The 14594-nt window shown below is 57.2% G+C and carries 13 protein-coding genes; 11 read left to right on the top strand and 2 right to left on the bottom strand.

Annotated features, from left to right (window positions below):
• Window positions 1–31: 31 nt before the first annotated feature.
• On the bottom strand, window positions 32–472 hold the full coding sequence (locus ASF69_RS04565; protein WP_062585806.1) for an RbsD/FucU domain-containing protein: 441 nt from the start codon (window positions 470–472) through the stop codon (window positions 32–34).
• Between the two features lie 358 nt (window positions 473–830).
• Here ASF69_RS04565 and ugpC point away from each other — a divergent pair, with 358 nt between their 5' ends.
• The 11 genes from ugpC to ASF69_RS04510 all read left to right on the top strand — a co-directional run bounded on the left by ugpC (window position 831) and on the right by ASF69_RS04510 (window position 13371).
• A complete protein-coding gene (gene ugpC, locus ASF69_RS04560; protein ID WP_062585803.1) occupies window positions 831–1892 on the top strand; it encodes a sn-glycerol-3-phosphate ABC transporter ATP-binding protein UgpC in 1062 nt (353 codons plus the stop codon).
• Window positions 1893–1953: 61 nt separating this feature from the next.
• On the top strand, window positions 1954–3615 hold the full coding sequence (locus tag ASF69_RS04555; RefSeq protein ID WP_062585802.1) for an extracellular solute-binding protein: 1662 nt from the start codon (window positions 1954–1956) through the stop codon (window positions 3613–3615).
• Window positions 3616–3715: 100 nt separating this feature from the next.
• On the top strand, window positions 3716–4825 hold the full coding sequence (locus ASF69_RS04550) for a sugar ABC transporter permease (protein WP_062585799.1): 1110 nt from the start codon (window positions 3716–3718) through the stop codon (window positions 4823–4825).
• 11 nt (window positions 4826–4836) lie between these two features.
• Complete coding sequence (locus tag ASF69_RS04545; protein ID WP_062586247.1) at window positions 4837–5760, top strand: carbohydrate ABC transporter permease; 924 nt, start codon at window positions 4837–4839, stop codon at window positions 5758–5760.
• Between the two features lie 8 nt (window positions 5761–5768).
• Window positions 5769–6689, top strand: a complete 921-nt coding sequence (gene rbsK / locus ASF69_RS04540) for a ribokinase (RefSeq protein WP_062585797.1) — start codon at window positions 5769–5771, stop codon at window positions 6687–6689.
• A gap of 230 nt (window positions 6690–6919) precedes the next feature.
• Window positions 6920–7891, top strand: coding sequence for a sugar phosphate isomerase/epimerase family protein (locus tag ASF69_RS04535; protein WP_062585796.1), 972 nt, complete (start codon window positions 6920–6922; stop codon window positions 7889–7891).
• 76 nt (window positions 7892–7967) lie between these two features.
• Window positions 7968–9032 carry a substrate-binding domain-containing protein gene (locus ASF69_RS04530; protein ID WP_062585794.1) on the top strand — a complete coding sequence of 355 codons (1065 nt, stop codon included), beginning with the start codon at window positions 7968–7970 and terminating at the stop codon, window positions 9030–9032.
• Between the two features lie 62 nt (window positions 9033–9094).
• Complete coding sequence (locus ASF69_RS04525; RefSeq protein ID WP_062585792.1) at window positions 9095–10621, top strand: sugar ABC transporter ATP-binding protein; 1527 nt, start codon at window positions 9095–9097, stop codon at window positions 10619–10621.
• Between the two features lie 16 nt (window positions 10622–10637).
• The gene (locus ASF69_RS04520; RefSeq protein WP_062585790.1) at window positions 10638–11615 is read left to right on the top strand and encodes an ABC transporter permease; all 978 of its coding nucleotides are present in this window, start codon (window positions 10638–10640) and stop codon (window positions 11613–11615) included.
• Window positions 11612–12487 (top strand): MurR/RpiR family transcriptional regulator, encoded by an 876-nt coding sequence (locus ASF69_RS04515; RefSeq protein ID WP_062585787.1) that lies wholly within the window; start codon window positions 11612–11614, stop codon window positions 12485–12487. The genes ASF69_RS04520 and ASF69_RS04515 overlap by 4 nt, the downstream gene beginning before the upstream one ends.
• Window positions 12484–13371, top strand: a complete 888-nt coding sequence (locus tag ASF69_RS04510; RefSeq protein ID WP_062585786.1) for a ribokinase — start codon at window positions 12484–12486, stop codon at window positions 13369–13371. Before ASF69_RS04515 ends, ASF69_RS04510 begins: the two co-directional genes overlap by 4 nt.
• A gap of 352 nt (window positions 13372–13723) precedes the next feature.
• Here the strand turns inward: ASF69_RS04510 and ASF69_RS04505 are convergent, their stop codons facing one another.
• Window positions 13724–14509 (bottom strand): alpha/beta hydrolase, encoded by a 786-nt coding sequence (locus tag ASF69_RS04505; protein ID WP_062585784.1) that lies wholly within the window; start codon window positions 14507–14509, stop codon window positions 13724–13726.
• Between the last annotated feature and the right edge of the window lie 85 nt (window positions 14510–14594).

The following is a 14594-nucleotide window of genomic DNA, read 5'->3' as shown; positions in this document are numbered from 1 at the left end:
CTGAGCTGCATCTCGTACCGTAGGCTAGCAATCAAACGACTCCTTTACTGAAAATGAAGCAGCCATAGGGTCCGGGATCGGAAGTGCGTACGATGGCAAACGAGGCTTTTGCGGCTTCGTAGAACGCGAAGCGTTCCAGTGGTTCTACCAAAACGGGGTGGCCCTCGGAACGGTCGATAACCGCCTGCATGGCTGCGAATATTGGAACCTGGCCGTCAGGGTCGCCGACAACCTGCATTCGTTTGACTGGTGCATCGACGAATGTGTCCAGCGGGAAAAGCTTTAAAATGGCTTCTGCGGCGCGCTCCAGGCCGCAGCCGGAAACATCGATCAGGCGGCCATAGGTCGTTTGACGCGCGATGGTTTGTGCAGGATGATTGATATCGCATAAAACCAACTGATCGCCGTGTCCCATCAACATCAGGGCATGAATCAGTTCTGCGTTGATAATGGGGTCGATACCTTTGAGCACTGCTTTCTCCTCCCAGGAAGTGCAGACCTATTCTTCACGAGTTATATCATATTTGTAATGTCTGCAATTGCTTCGGGTCAAGAGATGTAAGCAAGAGTCGCAATTTCGCGCTGCGTGACAATATTTCCCGTTTATTTTCCGATAAAACCTCTGATCTCAAGCTAGTTTGAAGAATTCTCAAAAAATTAGCGAAACTCTAATTTACAAAAATATAAATATGTGTGAAGTTCGTTTAACGGATGTGTCCTCCCAAGGATAACGTGATGATGACGAGTGCAGCTGGCGGGCTGTACTCGCCCATTTACAGAGAGGCGCAGTGTCGCGAGGAGTGCGCGATGCCGCGGGAGGAGAACAGCTTTTGGCATCGATGAATATCGTCAATGTCGGAAAAGCCTATGGAAGCCTGACGGTGATCCATGGCGTTTCCGTTGAAATACCCGACGGCGAATTCGTCGTTCTGGTGGGGCCGTCCGGCTGCGGAAAATCGACCTTGCTGCGCATGGTCGCTGGGCTCGAACCAATTACATTTGGAGATATCCAGATCGACGGAAAGGTCGTCAACGACCTGCCGCCGAAGGATCGCGATATCGCCATGGTGTTCCAGAGCTACGCGCTCTATCCACACAAGACCGTGGCCGAGAATATGGGCTTTGCGCTGAAAATGCGTGGAGAAACAAAGGCGGATATCGACGCCCGCGTCCATAAAGCGGCTGAGATCCTCGATCTTACGCCTTATCTGGCCCGCTACCCGCGCCAGCTTTCCGGTGGCCAACGCCAGCGTGTGGCGATGGGGCGTGCCATCGTTCGCGATCCTAAAGTCTTCCTCTTCGATGAGCCACTGTCCAACCTTGATGCCAAGCTGCGTGTGCAGATGCGGGCGGAAATCAAGGAATTGCAGCGACGCCTAGCGACAACGATGATCTATGTGACGCATGATCAGGTCGAGGCCATGACGATGGCCGACCGGATCGTCGTGCTGCGCGATGGGCGCGTGGAGCAGATCGGCTCGCCGCTGACGCTGTATGATAAACCCGCCAACACCTTCGTTGCCGGTTTCATCGGTTCTCCATCCATGAACCTCATCAAAGGCCATATTCGCAGTTCCGCGGAGCCCTGTTTCGAGACGGATGATGGCATTCGCCTGCCGCTGTCACGCGCGCCTGCCGGGTCTGATGGCAAGTCTGCCTTTTACGGTATTCGGCCGGAGCATTTCACGCTCGGCGGTGCTGTCAGCGCGCAGGTGACGGTGGTGGAATCGACCGGCTCTGAAACGCAGGTCTTTGTTAAGCTCGGCCAGCAGAAAATCATTGGCGTGTTTCGTGACCGCGTGGAAGAGCCTGCGGGCGGCACGATTGCGATGACGCCGAATGTTGCGCTGGTCCATCTTTTCGATGGGGAAAGCGGGCTGAGGCTGGAATGAAATCTTTTCGTCGCGGCGAGGAGAAACGCGACGATATCTAAATCAACGGGAGGAGAACCGCATGAAAGTCAGTGATTTCGAGAGAATGATGGCGATCGGCTTGAGCCGCCGTGCCATCTTGAAGACGGGCGCAAGCCTGGGGGCCGTGGCCGCCGCAGGCAGCATGCTGGGTCCGTTTGGAGCAGCGTACGCGCAGGATGCATCCTTGCGCACGCAGATCTTGCAGGTGCCGGGCGTTGGCAAGGGCTCTCCAACCGATGCCGATTGGCAAAAAGTTGGCGAAATGTGCCTGGAGGCGACGAAGAAGAACGTCAAGCAGGGCGAGTTTGCCGGCGTCGAGCTGTCCTTCATGGGCCTCAACAACCAGAACCTTCACAACGTTCTTTTCCGCGGTTTTCTGAAGCCATGGGAAGAATATACCGGCGCCAAGATTACCTGGATCGATCTGGCGCAGGCAGATTACAATCCACGTCTGCAACAGGCCATTGCCACGGGCACGGTCGATTTCGATATTCTGGAAATGGGCGCGCCGTTCGAGGGGGATGTCTGCGGCAAGGGACTAGCTTCTGAAATGCCGGATTGGGTCAAGGCCCAGATCGACATGGACGACTATGTCGATTACCTGAAAGCACCCGTCGGGACTTGGGATGGCAAGACCTACCGCGTGTCCGTCGATGGCGACTGCCACAACTTCAATTATCGTACCGACTACTTCACCGATGCCGACCTTGCTAAAGCCTGGAAGGACGAGGGCCATGAGGGCGAGTGGGGCGTGCCGAAGACCTGGCAGAAGGTTCAGGAAGTCACCAAATTCCTCAAGGGCAAGACGGTCGCCGGTGGGGATGCCATCGGTTATCTCGATGCGCCAAAGGCATGGGGTGGTTTCGGCTTCTACTTCCTTGGCAGCCGTGCAACGGCCTATGCCAAGCACCCGGATGACAAGGCATGGCTGTTCGACGCTGACACAATGAAGCCGCGCATCAACAACCCTGCCTGGGTCCGCGCCATTCAGGACGTTATCGATGCCCTGCCATCGGAAGCTGGTGACCAGTTGAACGCTGACCCCGGCACCACCGCATTCCAGCAGTTTCTGGCTGGAACCGGTTCCATGGTGTCGTGGTGGGGTGATGTGGGGGCTGCCGCACGCACCAGCGATAGTTCTGTTGTGGGCGATACCATCGGCTTCGACATCCTGCCGGGTTCTGACGATGTCTATAATTCGAAGACCGGCAAATGGGAAAAGCTTGCCAGCGGCCCGAACCATGCGCCGAACATGGCCTATCTCGGCTGGGGCGTCTACGTCATGTCGCGGGTCGATAGTGATGAGAAAAAGAAGAAGGCAGCCTGGAGTGCGGCGGCCCATCTGGGCGGCAAGGATATCTCGCTGTGGACAGCAGCTTATCCATCCGGCTTCCAGTGCTATCGCAAGAGCCAGTTCGACATCAAGGAATGGGTGACGGCGGGCTATGACGAGGCCTTCATCTCGAACTATCTTGCCTCGCAATCCAACTCCTACAACCACCCCAATGCTGCGATTGAGCCGCGTATTCCCGGCATCTTCCAATATTACAGCATTGCGGAGGATGAGCTTGCGAAGGTGTTTGCCGGCCAGGCCAGCGCGCAGGCGGGTGCGGATGCCATTGCTGCCGCTTGGGAAAAACTGACCGATCAACTCGGCCGCGAAAAGCAGATTGCACTCTACAAGGCATCGCTCGGCGCATGAGGCGCCGCTAGAGGCTTCGAGTTTGCTCTATCTCAGGCGGCGGGTTTTTGCCGCCTGAGTTCATAGTTTCTGTTCTACCTGATGGCCCCGAGGTCTACCCATGTCGCATACAAGCACGCATACCATCAGCCCAGTGGAGCGAACCGTCGTTCCACCAAGCTCTGCGCAGCGCGGCAAGCTTTTGCTTGTGGCCGCTACGGTGCTGCTTTTCGGCGTGCTTCTGCTTCAGATAACCGAAGCCGCGGGCCTGACAACTTTGGGGCTTGTCAGTTGGCAGCCGCTGCTGTTTGCCTACATCATATGGGCGGTGGCGCTTTGCGCAGCGCAAGTTATGATCCGCGGCGAGGCGGGCCAGCGTGCCGCTTTCGTGCTTCCCGCCGTGCTCTTCACCGTCGCCATGGTGGTGTTTCCCACCGTTTTCGGCCTTTACATTGCATTCACCGACTGGAACCTGAGTGCGGTGGCAGGCCGCCGTTTCAACGGGCTGGATAACCTGCGCACGCTGTTTGCGGATCGCTATTTCTGGAACGCGCTGCTGAACATGGTCTATTATGTTCTTTCGGTGCTGGTGCAATATGCCATTGCCTTTGGGCTGGCACTGCTGCTCAACGCGGAGATCAAGGCGCGCAAATTCTTCCGTGTCGCCTTTCTGCTGCCGCTGATGCTCAGCCCCGTTGCAGTCAGCTGGATGATTGGCAAATCGCTGATGGAATATCGCTTCGGACCGGCGGCGACGCTTGCGCGACACCTCGGCTGGGACAATCCCGCATTCTTCTCGACACCATGGCTGGCACGGACCTCGATCATGGCCATGGATGCCTGGGTCTCGATTCCCTTCATGATGATCCTGCTGCTGGCGGGTCTTCAGGCTTTGCCTTCCGAAATCAAGGAGGCGGCGAAGGTGGATGGTGCGTCCGGCTGGCAGAGCTTCAAGGAAATCACCTTTCCACTGATGTTGCCGGTCAGTATCACCGTCATCATTCTGCGCATCATCTTCCAGCTGAAGCTCGCCGATATCGTCATCAATGTGACAGCAGGCGGGCCGGGCGGGGCGACCGATACCGTGTCCAGCTTCATCTTCCGCGAATACCGCGACCGTTCCAATGTCGGCTACGGCACCATGCTCGCGGAATTCTATCTCGTCATCATCATCATTTTCGTCGCGCTCATCCTCAAAGGGGCGAGCCGATGGATGCAACGCGACAATTGAGGCTGAAGCCGATGGCAACACATGTTGAAACATCCACCCCACGACCAAGCCTCTGGTCCCGCCGCCCGCAGTTTCTGACCAGCAGTCTGCTGATCTATGCTGCCTTGGTGTTCTGGGCTTTCGTGTCGCTGTTTCCAATCTACTGGACCATCACCACATCCTTCAAGACGGCAGTGAATGTCACGCAGGGGCATCTCATTCCCTTCGTTGACTTTAAGCCGGATTGGAAAGGCTGGCGCTCGCTGGGTCTCTCGCCCGATACGATCTTTGCGCAATCGACGGTTCGCGATGAATTCATTCGCCGCTTTTTCAACAGCATCGTTGCCTCGGCTGGCGCATCGTTTCTGGCCGTGCTGATCGGCTCACTGGCGGCCTATGGACTCAGCCGGTTTTCCTACAAATTTCTCTGGATGAAGAACAAGGACATTTCCTTCTTCTTCCTGTCGCAGCTCATTCTTCCGCCCGTTGTGTTGGCGATGCCGTTTCTGGTTCTCTACAAGCATCTCATGCTGCTGGATACGCTGATCGGCCTCATCCTCGTCTACACGCTGATGGTGCTGCCCATCGTCATCTGGATCATGCGCGACCAGTTCGACACCATTCCTGTCGAGCTTGAGCAGGCAGCACTGGTGGATGGTTGCTCGATCTGGGGGGCGTTCATGCGCATCGTGCTGCCCATTGCCTTGCCCGGAATGGTCGCGGCTTTCATTCTTTCCGTCATTCTCTGCTGGAACGAATATTTCTTCGCAGCCTTGCTAACCAGCTCGAATGCCAAGACATTGCCGGTCATGGTAGCAAGCCAGACGGGGTCTCAGGGCATCAATTGGTGGTCTATGGCGGCCATCGCGACGGCTGCCATCATGCCGCTCGTTCTCGTTGGTGTCTTCATGGAACGTTACATCGTAAAGGGCCTCACCGCAGGCGCTGTCAAATGAGGTCTTGAATGAAATCTGGCGTTTCCATCCTCGGCATTTTCGTTGCCGACACCGCCTATCTTGCGCCGCGTATGCCTGTTCTGGGTGAAACCATCACCGGTAGCGGCTTTGCGGTCGGCCCCGGCGGCAAGGGCTCCAATCAGGCGGTTGCGGCGGCAAGGGCCGGGGGGGAGGTGTCGTTCATTTCCAAGATTGGTCGCGACACATTCGGGGATCTAGCGCTGAAGACCTATGAGGCGGCAGGCGTTACGGCAAAGCTGACAATCATGGACGACCAGCCCACCGGTGCTGCCTTCATTTACGTCAATGACAAGACCGGCGACAACGCCATCATCGTCTATGCGGGAGCGGCGGGCACTATTGGCATCAGCGATGTGGAAGCGGCGCGCGATACGATCGCGCAGTCGTCCGTTTTCGTCACGCAGCTGGAGCAGCCTGTCGAGGCCGCCCGCTATGCGCTGGACATTGCGCGCGCTGCCAATGTGACAACAATCTTCAATCCCGCTCCGGCGGAGACGTTTCCGGCGGAGATGTACGGCCTTTGCGATTTCGTCATACCCAACGAAACGGAAGCCGCCGCACTTGTTGGTTTCCCCATCGATACCATCGATGACGCAAAACGAGCCGGTGACGTGTTCCTGTCACGCGGCGTCGGCGTGGCCATCATCACGCTCGGCGCGCGCGGCGTGTTGTTTCATGCGCCGGATAGGTCAGTCCATGTGCCCGCCTTCTCCTGTGGTCCCGCCATCGATACGACCGGTGCCGGAGATGCCTTCGTCGGAGGTTTCGCTGCCGAAATCTCGCGCGGCGTAGAACCGCTTGAGGCTGCCCGGTTCGGATGCGCCACCGCGGGCATTGCTGTCACAAGGCGGGGAACAGCCCCGGCAATGCCGACGTGTGCCGAAATCGAAGCCGTTCTGGCGCGCTGAAGCGGCCAGCTCGGGCTGAACGACGAATAGACTTTTCATGCGCAAACATCGCGGGCTGCCGAAATCCGGGCAGCCGGCTTTGCCACGTCTTCGGGGTGGCAAATAAGGTCTGATAATGACGCCTCCCGCAGCGAATTGATGCGATGCACAACATATAGCGCTTTACAAAATAGTTTTAATTTGTGAAGTTGCGTCAACAGTTACCGAAGTGAGCAAGATCCGTGACCCAATTGAAATTCGCCACCCGACTGAATTCATTCGCCTCGAAGCCTGCTGCCGAGTGGCCTGATCTTTCAGGCAAACCGACCATGCTGCAGATGGCGAAGCGTGCTGCGAAGGTTGATGGTCTGACGGATCTCGATCTGAATTATCCCGACCATGTGGCCGATGACCCGGCACTTCTTGCGCGCCAGATCGGCGATCTGGGGCTTGCAATCAATGGCTTTGCCATGCGCTATTACACCAATCCGGCTTTCAAGATCGGTGCCTTCACCAATCCTGACGCAGCTGTGCGGCGTGAAGCGATCGATCTGACGAAGAAGGGTATCGATGCCGCGCGCGCTGCTGGCAGCAATCTGATGACGCTGTGGCTGGGGCAGGATGGTTTCGATTACGCCTTCCAGGCCGATTATCACACTCTATGGCAACACGAGATTGATGGAATTCGTGAAGTTTGCGCGCATGACGCGGATTGCCTCGTCAGCATCGAATACAAGCCGAACGAGCCGCGTTCCTACAGCCTGATGCCCGATTGCGCGACCACGCTTCTGGCCATCAAGGATGTGGATATGCCCAATCTCGGTGTGACGCTGGACTTCGCTCATGTGCTCTACGCCGACGAGCAGCCTGCATTCGCTGCAGCCCTGATCGCCCGCTACAGCCGCGTTCTCGGCGTCCACCTCAATGATGGTTATGCCAAGCGTGATGACGGCCTGATGGTTGGTGCTGTTCACACGCAGCAGACGATCGAGCTTCTGCGACAGATCCGCAAAGACGGCTATGACGGCGCAATCTATTTCGACACTTTCCCTGACATGACGGGCCTCGACCCGGTTCACGAATGTGAAGTCAACATTCAGACAGTCAAGCGGATGCTGAAAATCGTGGATCGGATCGAGCAGGACAATCGCCTGTCCGGTGCCATTGAACGTCAGGATGCCGTTTCCGCGCAGGCCGTCATTCAGGAACTGATGCTCGGCTGATCTGCGCAAAAAATCCAAAACCTCGTCACAATGCATGCCGAAGGCGTGCGGACACATTCCATCTGGGAGGAAACCGATGAAGACCTTTTTGAAGACGACACTCGCTGCCGGGCTTGCCGCCAGCTTCCTGTTCAGCGCAGCCTTTGCGCAGGAACTTGCGCCACTGAATTCCGACACGGAAAAGGACCGCATGGACTGGTCGCAGCTGGAAGCCAAGCTCGGGCCGTTCCCGAAACTGCCTGAGGGCACAAAGGCCGGTGCGGTTTCCAAGACGCTGACCAATGAATACTGGCGCTCCCTGGGTCTGGGATACGAGGCCTTCGGCAAGAAGGTCGGCGTTCCCGTCGCCTATCAGGCCGCGCAGAGCGAAGGCGACCAACTGGGTCAGCTGACGATTGCCGAGGGCATGATCACGCAGGGCTACAATGTTCTGCTCGTTTCGCCGCAGACGGATGCCAATCTTCAGCCGGTTATCGAGCAAGCCAAGGCCGCCAATATTCCTGTCGTCAACGTCAATGATGCCGTTATTCCGCAGGCTGAACATTATGTCGGCAACGTTCAGCGCGATAATGGTGTGCGCGTTGCCAAGTGGTTTATCGAAAACCGTCCGCAGGGCGGCAAGGTGGCCATTGTCGAAGGTCAGGCTGGCGTTTACGCCGCCGTGCAGCGCACCGATGGCTTCAAGTCCACCATTACCCAGAACGACAAGTTTCAGGTTGTTGCCAGCGTCCCTGGCAACTGGGATCGTCAGACCTCCTATGACGCCGCCACCAACATCCTCAACCAGCATCCTGACCTGATTGGTTTCTATGCCAACAATGACGGCATGGCGCTGGGTATTGTCGAGGCGGTCAAGGCAGCTGGCCTTGCAGGCAAGGTCGCGGTGTTCGGCACCGATGGCATCTCCGACGCTTATGCCTCCATCAAGGCGGGCGAACTCACCGGCACCGTGGATAGCTTCCCAGTTTTGACGGGCGAAGTTGCGCTTGAGACAGCGCTTCGTCTGGTGGCCGGACAGAAACTGTCCCGCGTTGTCGCCACGCCGCAGGCCCTTATCACGAAAGACAATCTCAGCCGCTATCAGGGCCAGGGCGTCGATGTGCGCGCCGTGCTGATGGAAGACGCCAAGACTGCCAAGTGATCAATGCTCAAGGAGATGCCGACCTATCCTCGGCATCTCCATCCAGCCTAAGAGGTGGAACGATGACGCCACGACTGAGATTCGAGACGATTTCCAAAAGCTTTCCCGGCGTCAACGCACTGACGGACGTTTCGTTTGACGTGGCTCCCGGCGAAATCCATGGGCTTCTCGGTGAAAACGGTGCTGGCAAATCCACGCTTTTGCGCATTCTTTCGGGCGTATTTCGCCCCACATCCGGCACCGTATTCGTAGATGGTGAGGCGGTTGCCTTCAAAAAGCCGATGGATGCGCGTGCCGCCGGTATCGCCATGATCCACCAGGAACTTCAGCAGGTGCCGCATTTGAGCGTCGCCCAAAACATGTTTCTCGGACATTCACTAACGCATATGGGCGGCATGTTCGTGTCCCGCCGCGAGCAGGAAGCCCGCGCCGCCGAAGCTCTTGCGATGATCGACAAGACCATCGACCCCTCTGCACCAATATCGTCGCTGAAGGTCGCGCAGCGCCAGATCGTTGAAATCGGTCGCGCGCTTCTCGACAAGGCGAAGGTTATCGCCATGGACGAGCCGACATCGAGCCTGACACCCAGCGAGTTTGATCGTCTGGCAGAGGTCATCGCCAGCCTGTCGCAAAGCGGCGTTTCCATTATTTATGTGTCGCACAAGATGGATGAGGTGTTCCGCATCTGCCAGCGCTCCAGCATCATGCGCGATGGCAAGCTGGTGGACATTGTCGATCTTGCCAAGGTTTCGGAAACCGACGTGATCGCCAAGATGGTCGGTCGTGAATTGATGCAAGAAGAGCATAATTCCTTCGTCACCGAGACCGTCAAGCTTGAAGCCAGAAACCTGTCTTCAGCCACCAGAATTCGCGATGTGTCCTTCACATTGCACAAGGGTGAAGTTCTCGGCATTGCCGGGCTTGTCGGCTCTGGCCGCACGGAACTCCTGCGGCTGCTGGCAGGTGTCGACCGCTTAAGCGCGGGATCGATCAGCATCGACGGCAAGGAGCAGAGCTTCGCCAATCCGCGCGATGCCATTGCCGCCGGTATCGGGCTGGTGCCGGAAGAACGCAAGCGTGAAGGCATCATTCCCTTGCGCCCCGTCGCCACCAATATGGCGCTTGCCTCCCTCGGCAGTTTCTCGTCTGGCGGTCTGATCAACAATTCGAAACTCCGCACGACTGCGCAGGATTTGTTGAAGCGCGTCAATCTACGGCCCTTCCAGCTGGATCGCCCGATCCGCCTGTTCAGCGGCGGCAACCAGCAGAAAGCGATCATCGCGCGCTGGCTGGCGGCGAAATCGCAAATCCTGCTGTTTGATGAGCCGACCCGCGGCATCGATGTCGGCGCCAAGTCGGAAATCTATCATCTGATCGAAGACCTCGCCCGCGAGGGCCATTCCATCATTGTCGTCTCTTCCGAACTGCCGGAAGTCATCCGTCTGTCTGACCGCGTGCTGGTCATGCGCGAAGGGCGGATTGCCGCGACCATTGAACGTGATCAACTGAGCGAAAGCGCGATTGTCGCGCATGCCATTCCAGGGGCGAATGCCGATACGGATGACGCGCGCATGGCGCGACCCGTGTGAACCGACAGGACATTCCATGACCAGCACTTCCAATGCACCCGCCACCTCCGCTCCGGCCTTCCGCCGCTTCTCGTTTTCGCTGCGCGATGCGGGAACGCTGATCGGCCTCATCGTCATCATGGCGGTGTTTGCCGCACTGGTTCCCGGTTTCATTTCCGAGAGAAACCTCGTCAACATTCTCCAGCAGTCTAGCATCAATGCGTGCCTGGCGCTTGGCATGACGCTGGTCATCATCTCCGGCGGCATCGATCTGTCGGTCGGCCCGACGGCTGCGATCTCCGCGGTCGTCACTGCCAGCCTGCTCGTCGCTGGCACACCGATACCGCTGGCTATCCTCGCGGGTTTGGGCGTTGGCGTCCTTTGCGGCCTCATTAATGGTGGCCTTGTTGCCTATGTCGGCCTGCAACCTTTTATCGTGACACTCGGCACGCTCAGTACGTACCGCGCCATCGCGCTGATCTACACCGGCGGCAATCCAGTTCTCGGTATTCCCGCAGGGTTCCGCTCTCTCTTCAACGGCAATTTCTTCGGCATTCCAACCCCTGTTTTGATCGTCGCTGTCGTTGCCATTGCCGCATGGATTCTGCTCAAGAAGACACCGATTGGTGAATATCTGATGGCGGTTGGTGGCAATGAAGAGGCGGCCTATGTCGCTGGTGTTCCCATCGCGCGCACCAAAATCACGGCCTATGTGATTTCCGGTGGTTTGGCCGCACTTGCCTCGCTTATCCTCATCGGTCGCCTTGGCGCTGCTGAGCCTATTCTTGGGAACCTGTGGGAACTGGATGCCATCGCGGCAGCGGCCATCGGCGGTGCATCGCTTATGGGCGGCAAGGGCAGCATCCTCGGGACCATTCTGGGCGCGATCATTCTGGGTGCAATGCGCAATGGTTTGACGTTGATGAATGTTCAGGCCTTCTATCAACTGCTCGCCACTGGCCTTATAATCCTCGTTGCCATGATGATTGATCGTGCGACAAGGGGAAGAGAATGAATTCGGAAAGCTTCGACACAAAGGCCGTCGGCCCACGCATCCGCATGATGATGCCATTGCTGACGCCGCTCGAAGCGAAGGTTGTCGATACCGTGTTCGCCATGCGTGATTTCAGCGATGAGACATCGCTGAAACAGATCGCAGACGATGCCGGTGTGTCCGAAGCCATGGTGGTGAAGATCACCAAGAAGCTGGGCTTTGCCGGTTATCGTGATTTCCGTACCGCCGTCAGCCAGTATAACCGCCAGCCCACAGCGGAAATGCACCAGGAACTCTCGGTCGAAGACACGTCTCAGGAAATCGTGCAGAAGGTTTTCCGCACATCGATCCATGCCCTGGAAGAAACCCTTTCGATCCTCGATATGGTGGCGTTCGACAAGGCCGCAGACCTCATACATGGCGCGAAGCATCGGGATTTCTACGGTGTCGGCGGTTCGGCGCAAATCGCACGGGACGTCGCCCATAAGTTCCTGCGCATCGGCGTGCGCGCCAGCGTGTTTGACGATGTGCACATGATGCTGATGTCTGCAGCCCTGTTGTCCGAAGGCGATATCGCCATCGGCTTTTCCCATTCCGGCAACACGACAGCTATCATCGAAGGGCTTCAAGTCGCCAAGCGCAATGGCGCGCAGACAATCGCGGTAACCAATTACAACTCCTCTGCCCTGGCACAAGCCGCAGATGTTGTCCTCTGTTCCACTGCGCAGGGCTCGCCTCTCATGGGCGAAAACGCCGCGGCTCGCATCGCGCAGCTGAATATCCTCGACGCCGTCTTCATGGCAGTCGCGCAACGCGACTATCAAGCGGCCGAACGAAATCTTGACCGGACCATGTCTGCCGTCAAATCCAAACGGAAAGATAAACCTTCATGACATCCTCGCCTCTCGTCACCGTTTTCGGCAGTCTGCATTATGATATTGCCGTTATGGGGCCTTCACGGCCACGCAAGGGCGAGACGGTAACGGGCACGTCATGGCATCCCAAAAGCGGCGGCAAGGGCGGCAATCAGGCGGTCTCGGCAGCGCGCACGGGCGTGGCGACCTCGATGATCGGAGCCGTCGCGGATGATGATTTCGGGCGCTTCTTGCTTGCCAATCTGAAACACAAAGGCGTCGATCATACCTTCGTCAGGCGCGACTCATCCCTATCCACCGGCATGAGCGTTGCGATTTTTGATGACGAGGGCGATTACGGCGCCGTTATCGTCTCCGGCAGTAACCTGACCCTCGGTGAAGCCGACGTGAACGCTGCTCAAGAGCTGCTGTCCAAAACAACTTTGCTTGTCCTTCAGAACGAGATTCCCGATGCAGCCAACATCGTTGGTGCAAAAGCCGTCAAGCAGTCCGGCGGACGTGTGCTGATCAATGCCGCGCCCGCGCGTACCCTGTCCAACGATCTCCAGCAACTGATCGATATCCTCATCGTCAACGCCATCGAAGCGGAAATGCTTGCAGGCGTTCCGGTGGTTGAGACACTTGATGGCGCGCTTGAAGCCGCACGGAAGCTTGCGAAGGTCTATCCAGAAGTTGTTGTCACCGCTGGCGGTTCAGGCGTTGCCTATGTAAATCACGGTGGGGAAGAAATTGCGATGGAAGCCGTCAAGGTGAAGGTTGAAAGCACGCACGGTGCAGGAGATGAGTTCATTGGCGTCCTCGCCGCGCAAATTGCGTGTGGTAAAGCGATGAACGACGCGCTTCAAAAAGCAAATGCGGCCGCAGCAATCCTTGTAGGCACACCAGAAGCCAACCGGGCTTGAGGCCAGTCCACTAGCCGGTTCGGAAAATGCGTAGCCTATCAACGAGACGAGCGTCGAATCTGCTTAAAAGACAGGAGTTTATCGAATCTATCATACGTGCGGAGGTTCGTATTTCATCAAGAGCTAGATTGCTTGAGAGATAAATCTGAACAACCTGGCACACATATATTCATTGCCTAACAGCTCGGAGAAAGAACGACACCCCCAGTCTTGGCTGTCGTCCTCTCTCGACTGCGCTGCTTGCCTCGTTGCCTAGAAACCGTCCGCTTTGCAAAGAGGTCACTGGACGACTAGCGCAGGTTTAGGGGAGGTCGCGCAGCGGTGTCTGACTGTCTGAATTTCGCGGATCGGGTTAGGCTTTCTGGCCTGCAGCTTCCAGGATAAGCTCCGCGACCTCGTCCGGGTGCGAGATCAGCGAGAGATGGCTGGCTTTCAATTCGATTGCCTTTGCGTCCATGCGTTTGGCGAGAAAGCGCTGCAGGTCCGGGTTGATCGTGCGGTCCTCGCTCGACACCGCGTAATAGCTGAGCTTGTGGCGCCAAGCGGCTTTGGTAACTTTGCCTGAGAGTAGCGTCTTCTGGAAAGGATACTGCGTTGCATACAGCACCTTCGCGCGGGCCGTGGGAATGTCACCGGCGAAGTCCTCGAGGAACGCCTTCTCGCTAAGTCTTCCTTGCTCACCGTCGAAAACAATTCCGGCAGAAGCGGGGGGAGTAGGGAAGGTTTTCGCTAAAGCGCCGAAATCCTCGTTTGCGTCGGGTGCACGGGCGGCGACGTACACGAGAGCCGACACATTAGGATGCATGCCGGCCTGAGTTACAATCATTCCCCCAAATGAGTGCCCTACCAATACTGTTGGCCCATCCTGCCGCGCCAGTACTCGCTCCGCAGCAGCAACCGATTCCGAGAGAGTAGTCAGAGGGTTCTGCACGGATGTGATGTTCAAGCCCTCGGGCTGCAGCCTCGATATCACTTCGCTCCAGCAGGAACCATCTGCGAATAGCCCATGGACGAAGACAACGTTACGGGCCTTTTCTGGGTGGCCGGCCGCCGATGCGGCCATGCCTTTGGTTGAAAGCATTGATGCTGCCGCGCCGGCAAGCATAGCAGTGGAAAATGTGCGCCTGTTCATGATCATTCCGGACTTCCTTTCATCGTAAAGCACATGCTTCGGAGGAGTCTTTCGTTGGGAATTCCCCAATCTTACATCGTCACGACTATGT

The sequence above is a fragment of the Rhizobium sp. Leaf311 genome, from assembly GCF_001423445.1.
GTDB lineage: Bacteria > Pseudomonadota > Alphaproteobacteria > Rhizobiales > Rhizobiaceae > Agrobacterium.
Note: the sequence above shows the minus strand (reverse complement) of the source record. Positions and strands in the feature narration are given on the sequence as shown.

What these genes read in the sequence shown, in the direction of transcription:
- ASF69_RS04555 (WP_062585802.1), top strand. Translation starts at nt 1,954, where the DNA reads ATGAAAGTCAGTGATTTCGAGAGAATGATGGCGATCGGCTTGAGCCGC.
- ASF69_RS04550 (WP_062585799.1), top strand. Translation starts at nt 3,716, where the DNA reads ATGTCGCATACAAGCACGCATACCATCAGCCCAGTGGAGCGAACCGTC.
- ASF69_RS04545 (WP_062586247.1), top strand. Translation starts at nt 4,837, where the DNA reads ATGGCAACACATGTTGAAACATCCACCCCACGACCAAGCCTCTGGTCC.
- rbsK (WP_062585797.1), top strand. Translation starts at nt 5,769, where the DNA reads ATGAAATCTGGCGTTTCCATCCTCGGCATTTTCGTTGCCGACACCGCC.
- ASF69_RS04530 (WP_062585794.1), top strand. Translation starts at nt 7,968, where the DNA reads ATGAAGACCTTTTTGAAGACGACACTCGCTGCCGGGCTTGCCGCCAGC.
- ASF69_RS04525 (WP_062585792.1), top strand. Translation starts at nt 9,095, where the DNA reads ATGACGCCACGACTGAGATTCGAGACGATTTCCAAAAGCTTTCCCGGC.
- ASF69_RS04520 (WP_062585790.1), top strand. Translation starts at nt 10,638, where the DNA reads ATGACCAGCACTTCCAATGCACCCGCCACCTCCGCTCCGGCCTTCCGC.
- ASF69_RS04515 (WP_062585787.1), top strand. Translation starts at nt 11,612, where the DNA reads ATGAATTCGGAAAGCTTCGACACAAAGGCCGTCGGCCCACGCATCCGC.
- ASF69_RS04510 (WP_062585786.1), top strand. Translation starts at nt 12,484, where the DNA reads ATGACATCCTCGCCTCTCGTCACCGTTTTCGGCAGTCTGCATTATGAT.
- ASF69_RS04505 (WP_062585784.1), bottom strand. Translation starts at nt 14,509, where the DNA reads ATGATCATGAACAGGCGCACATTTTCCACTGCTATGCTTGCCGGCGCG.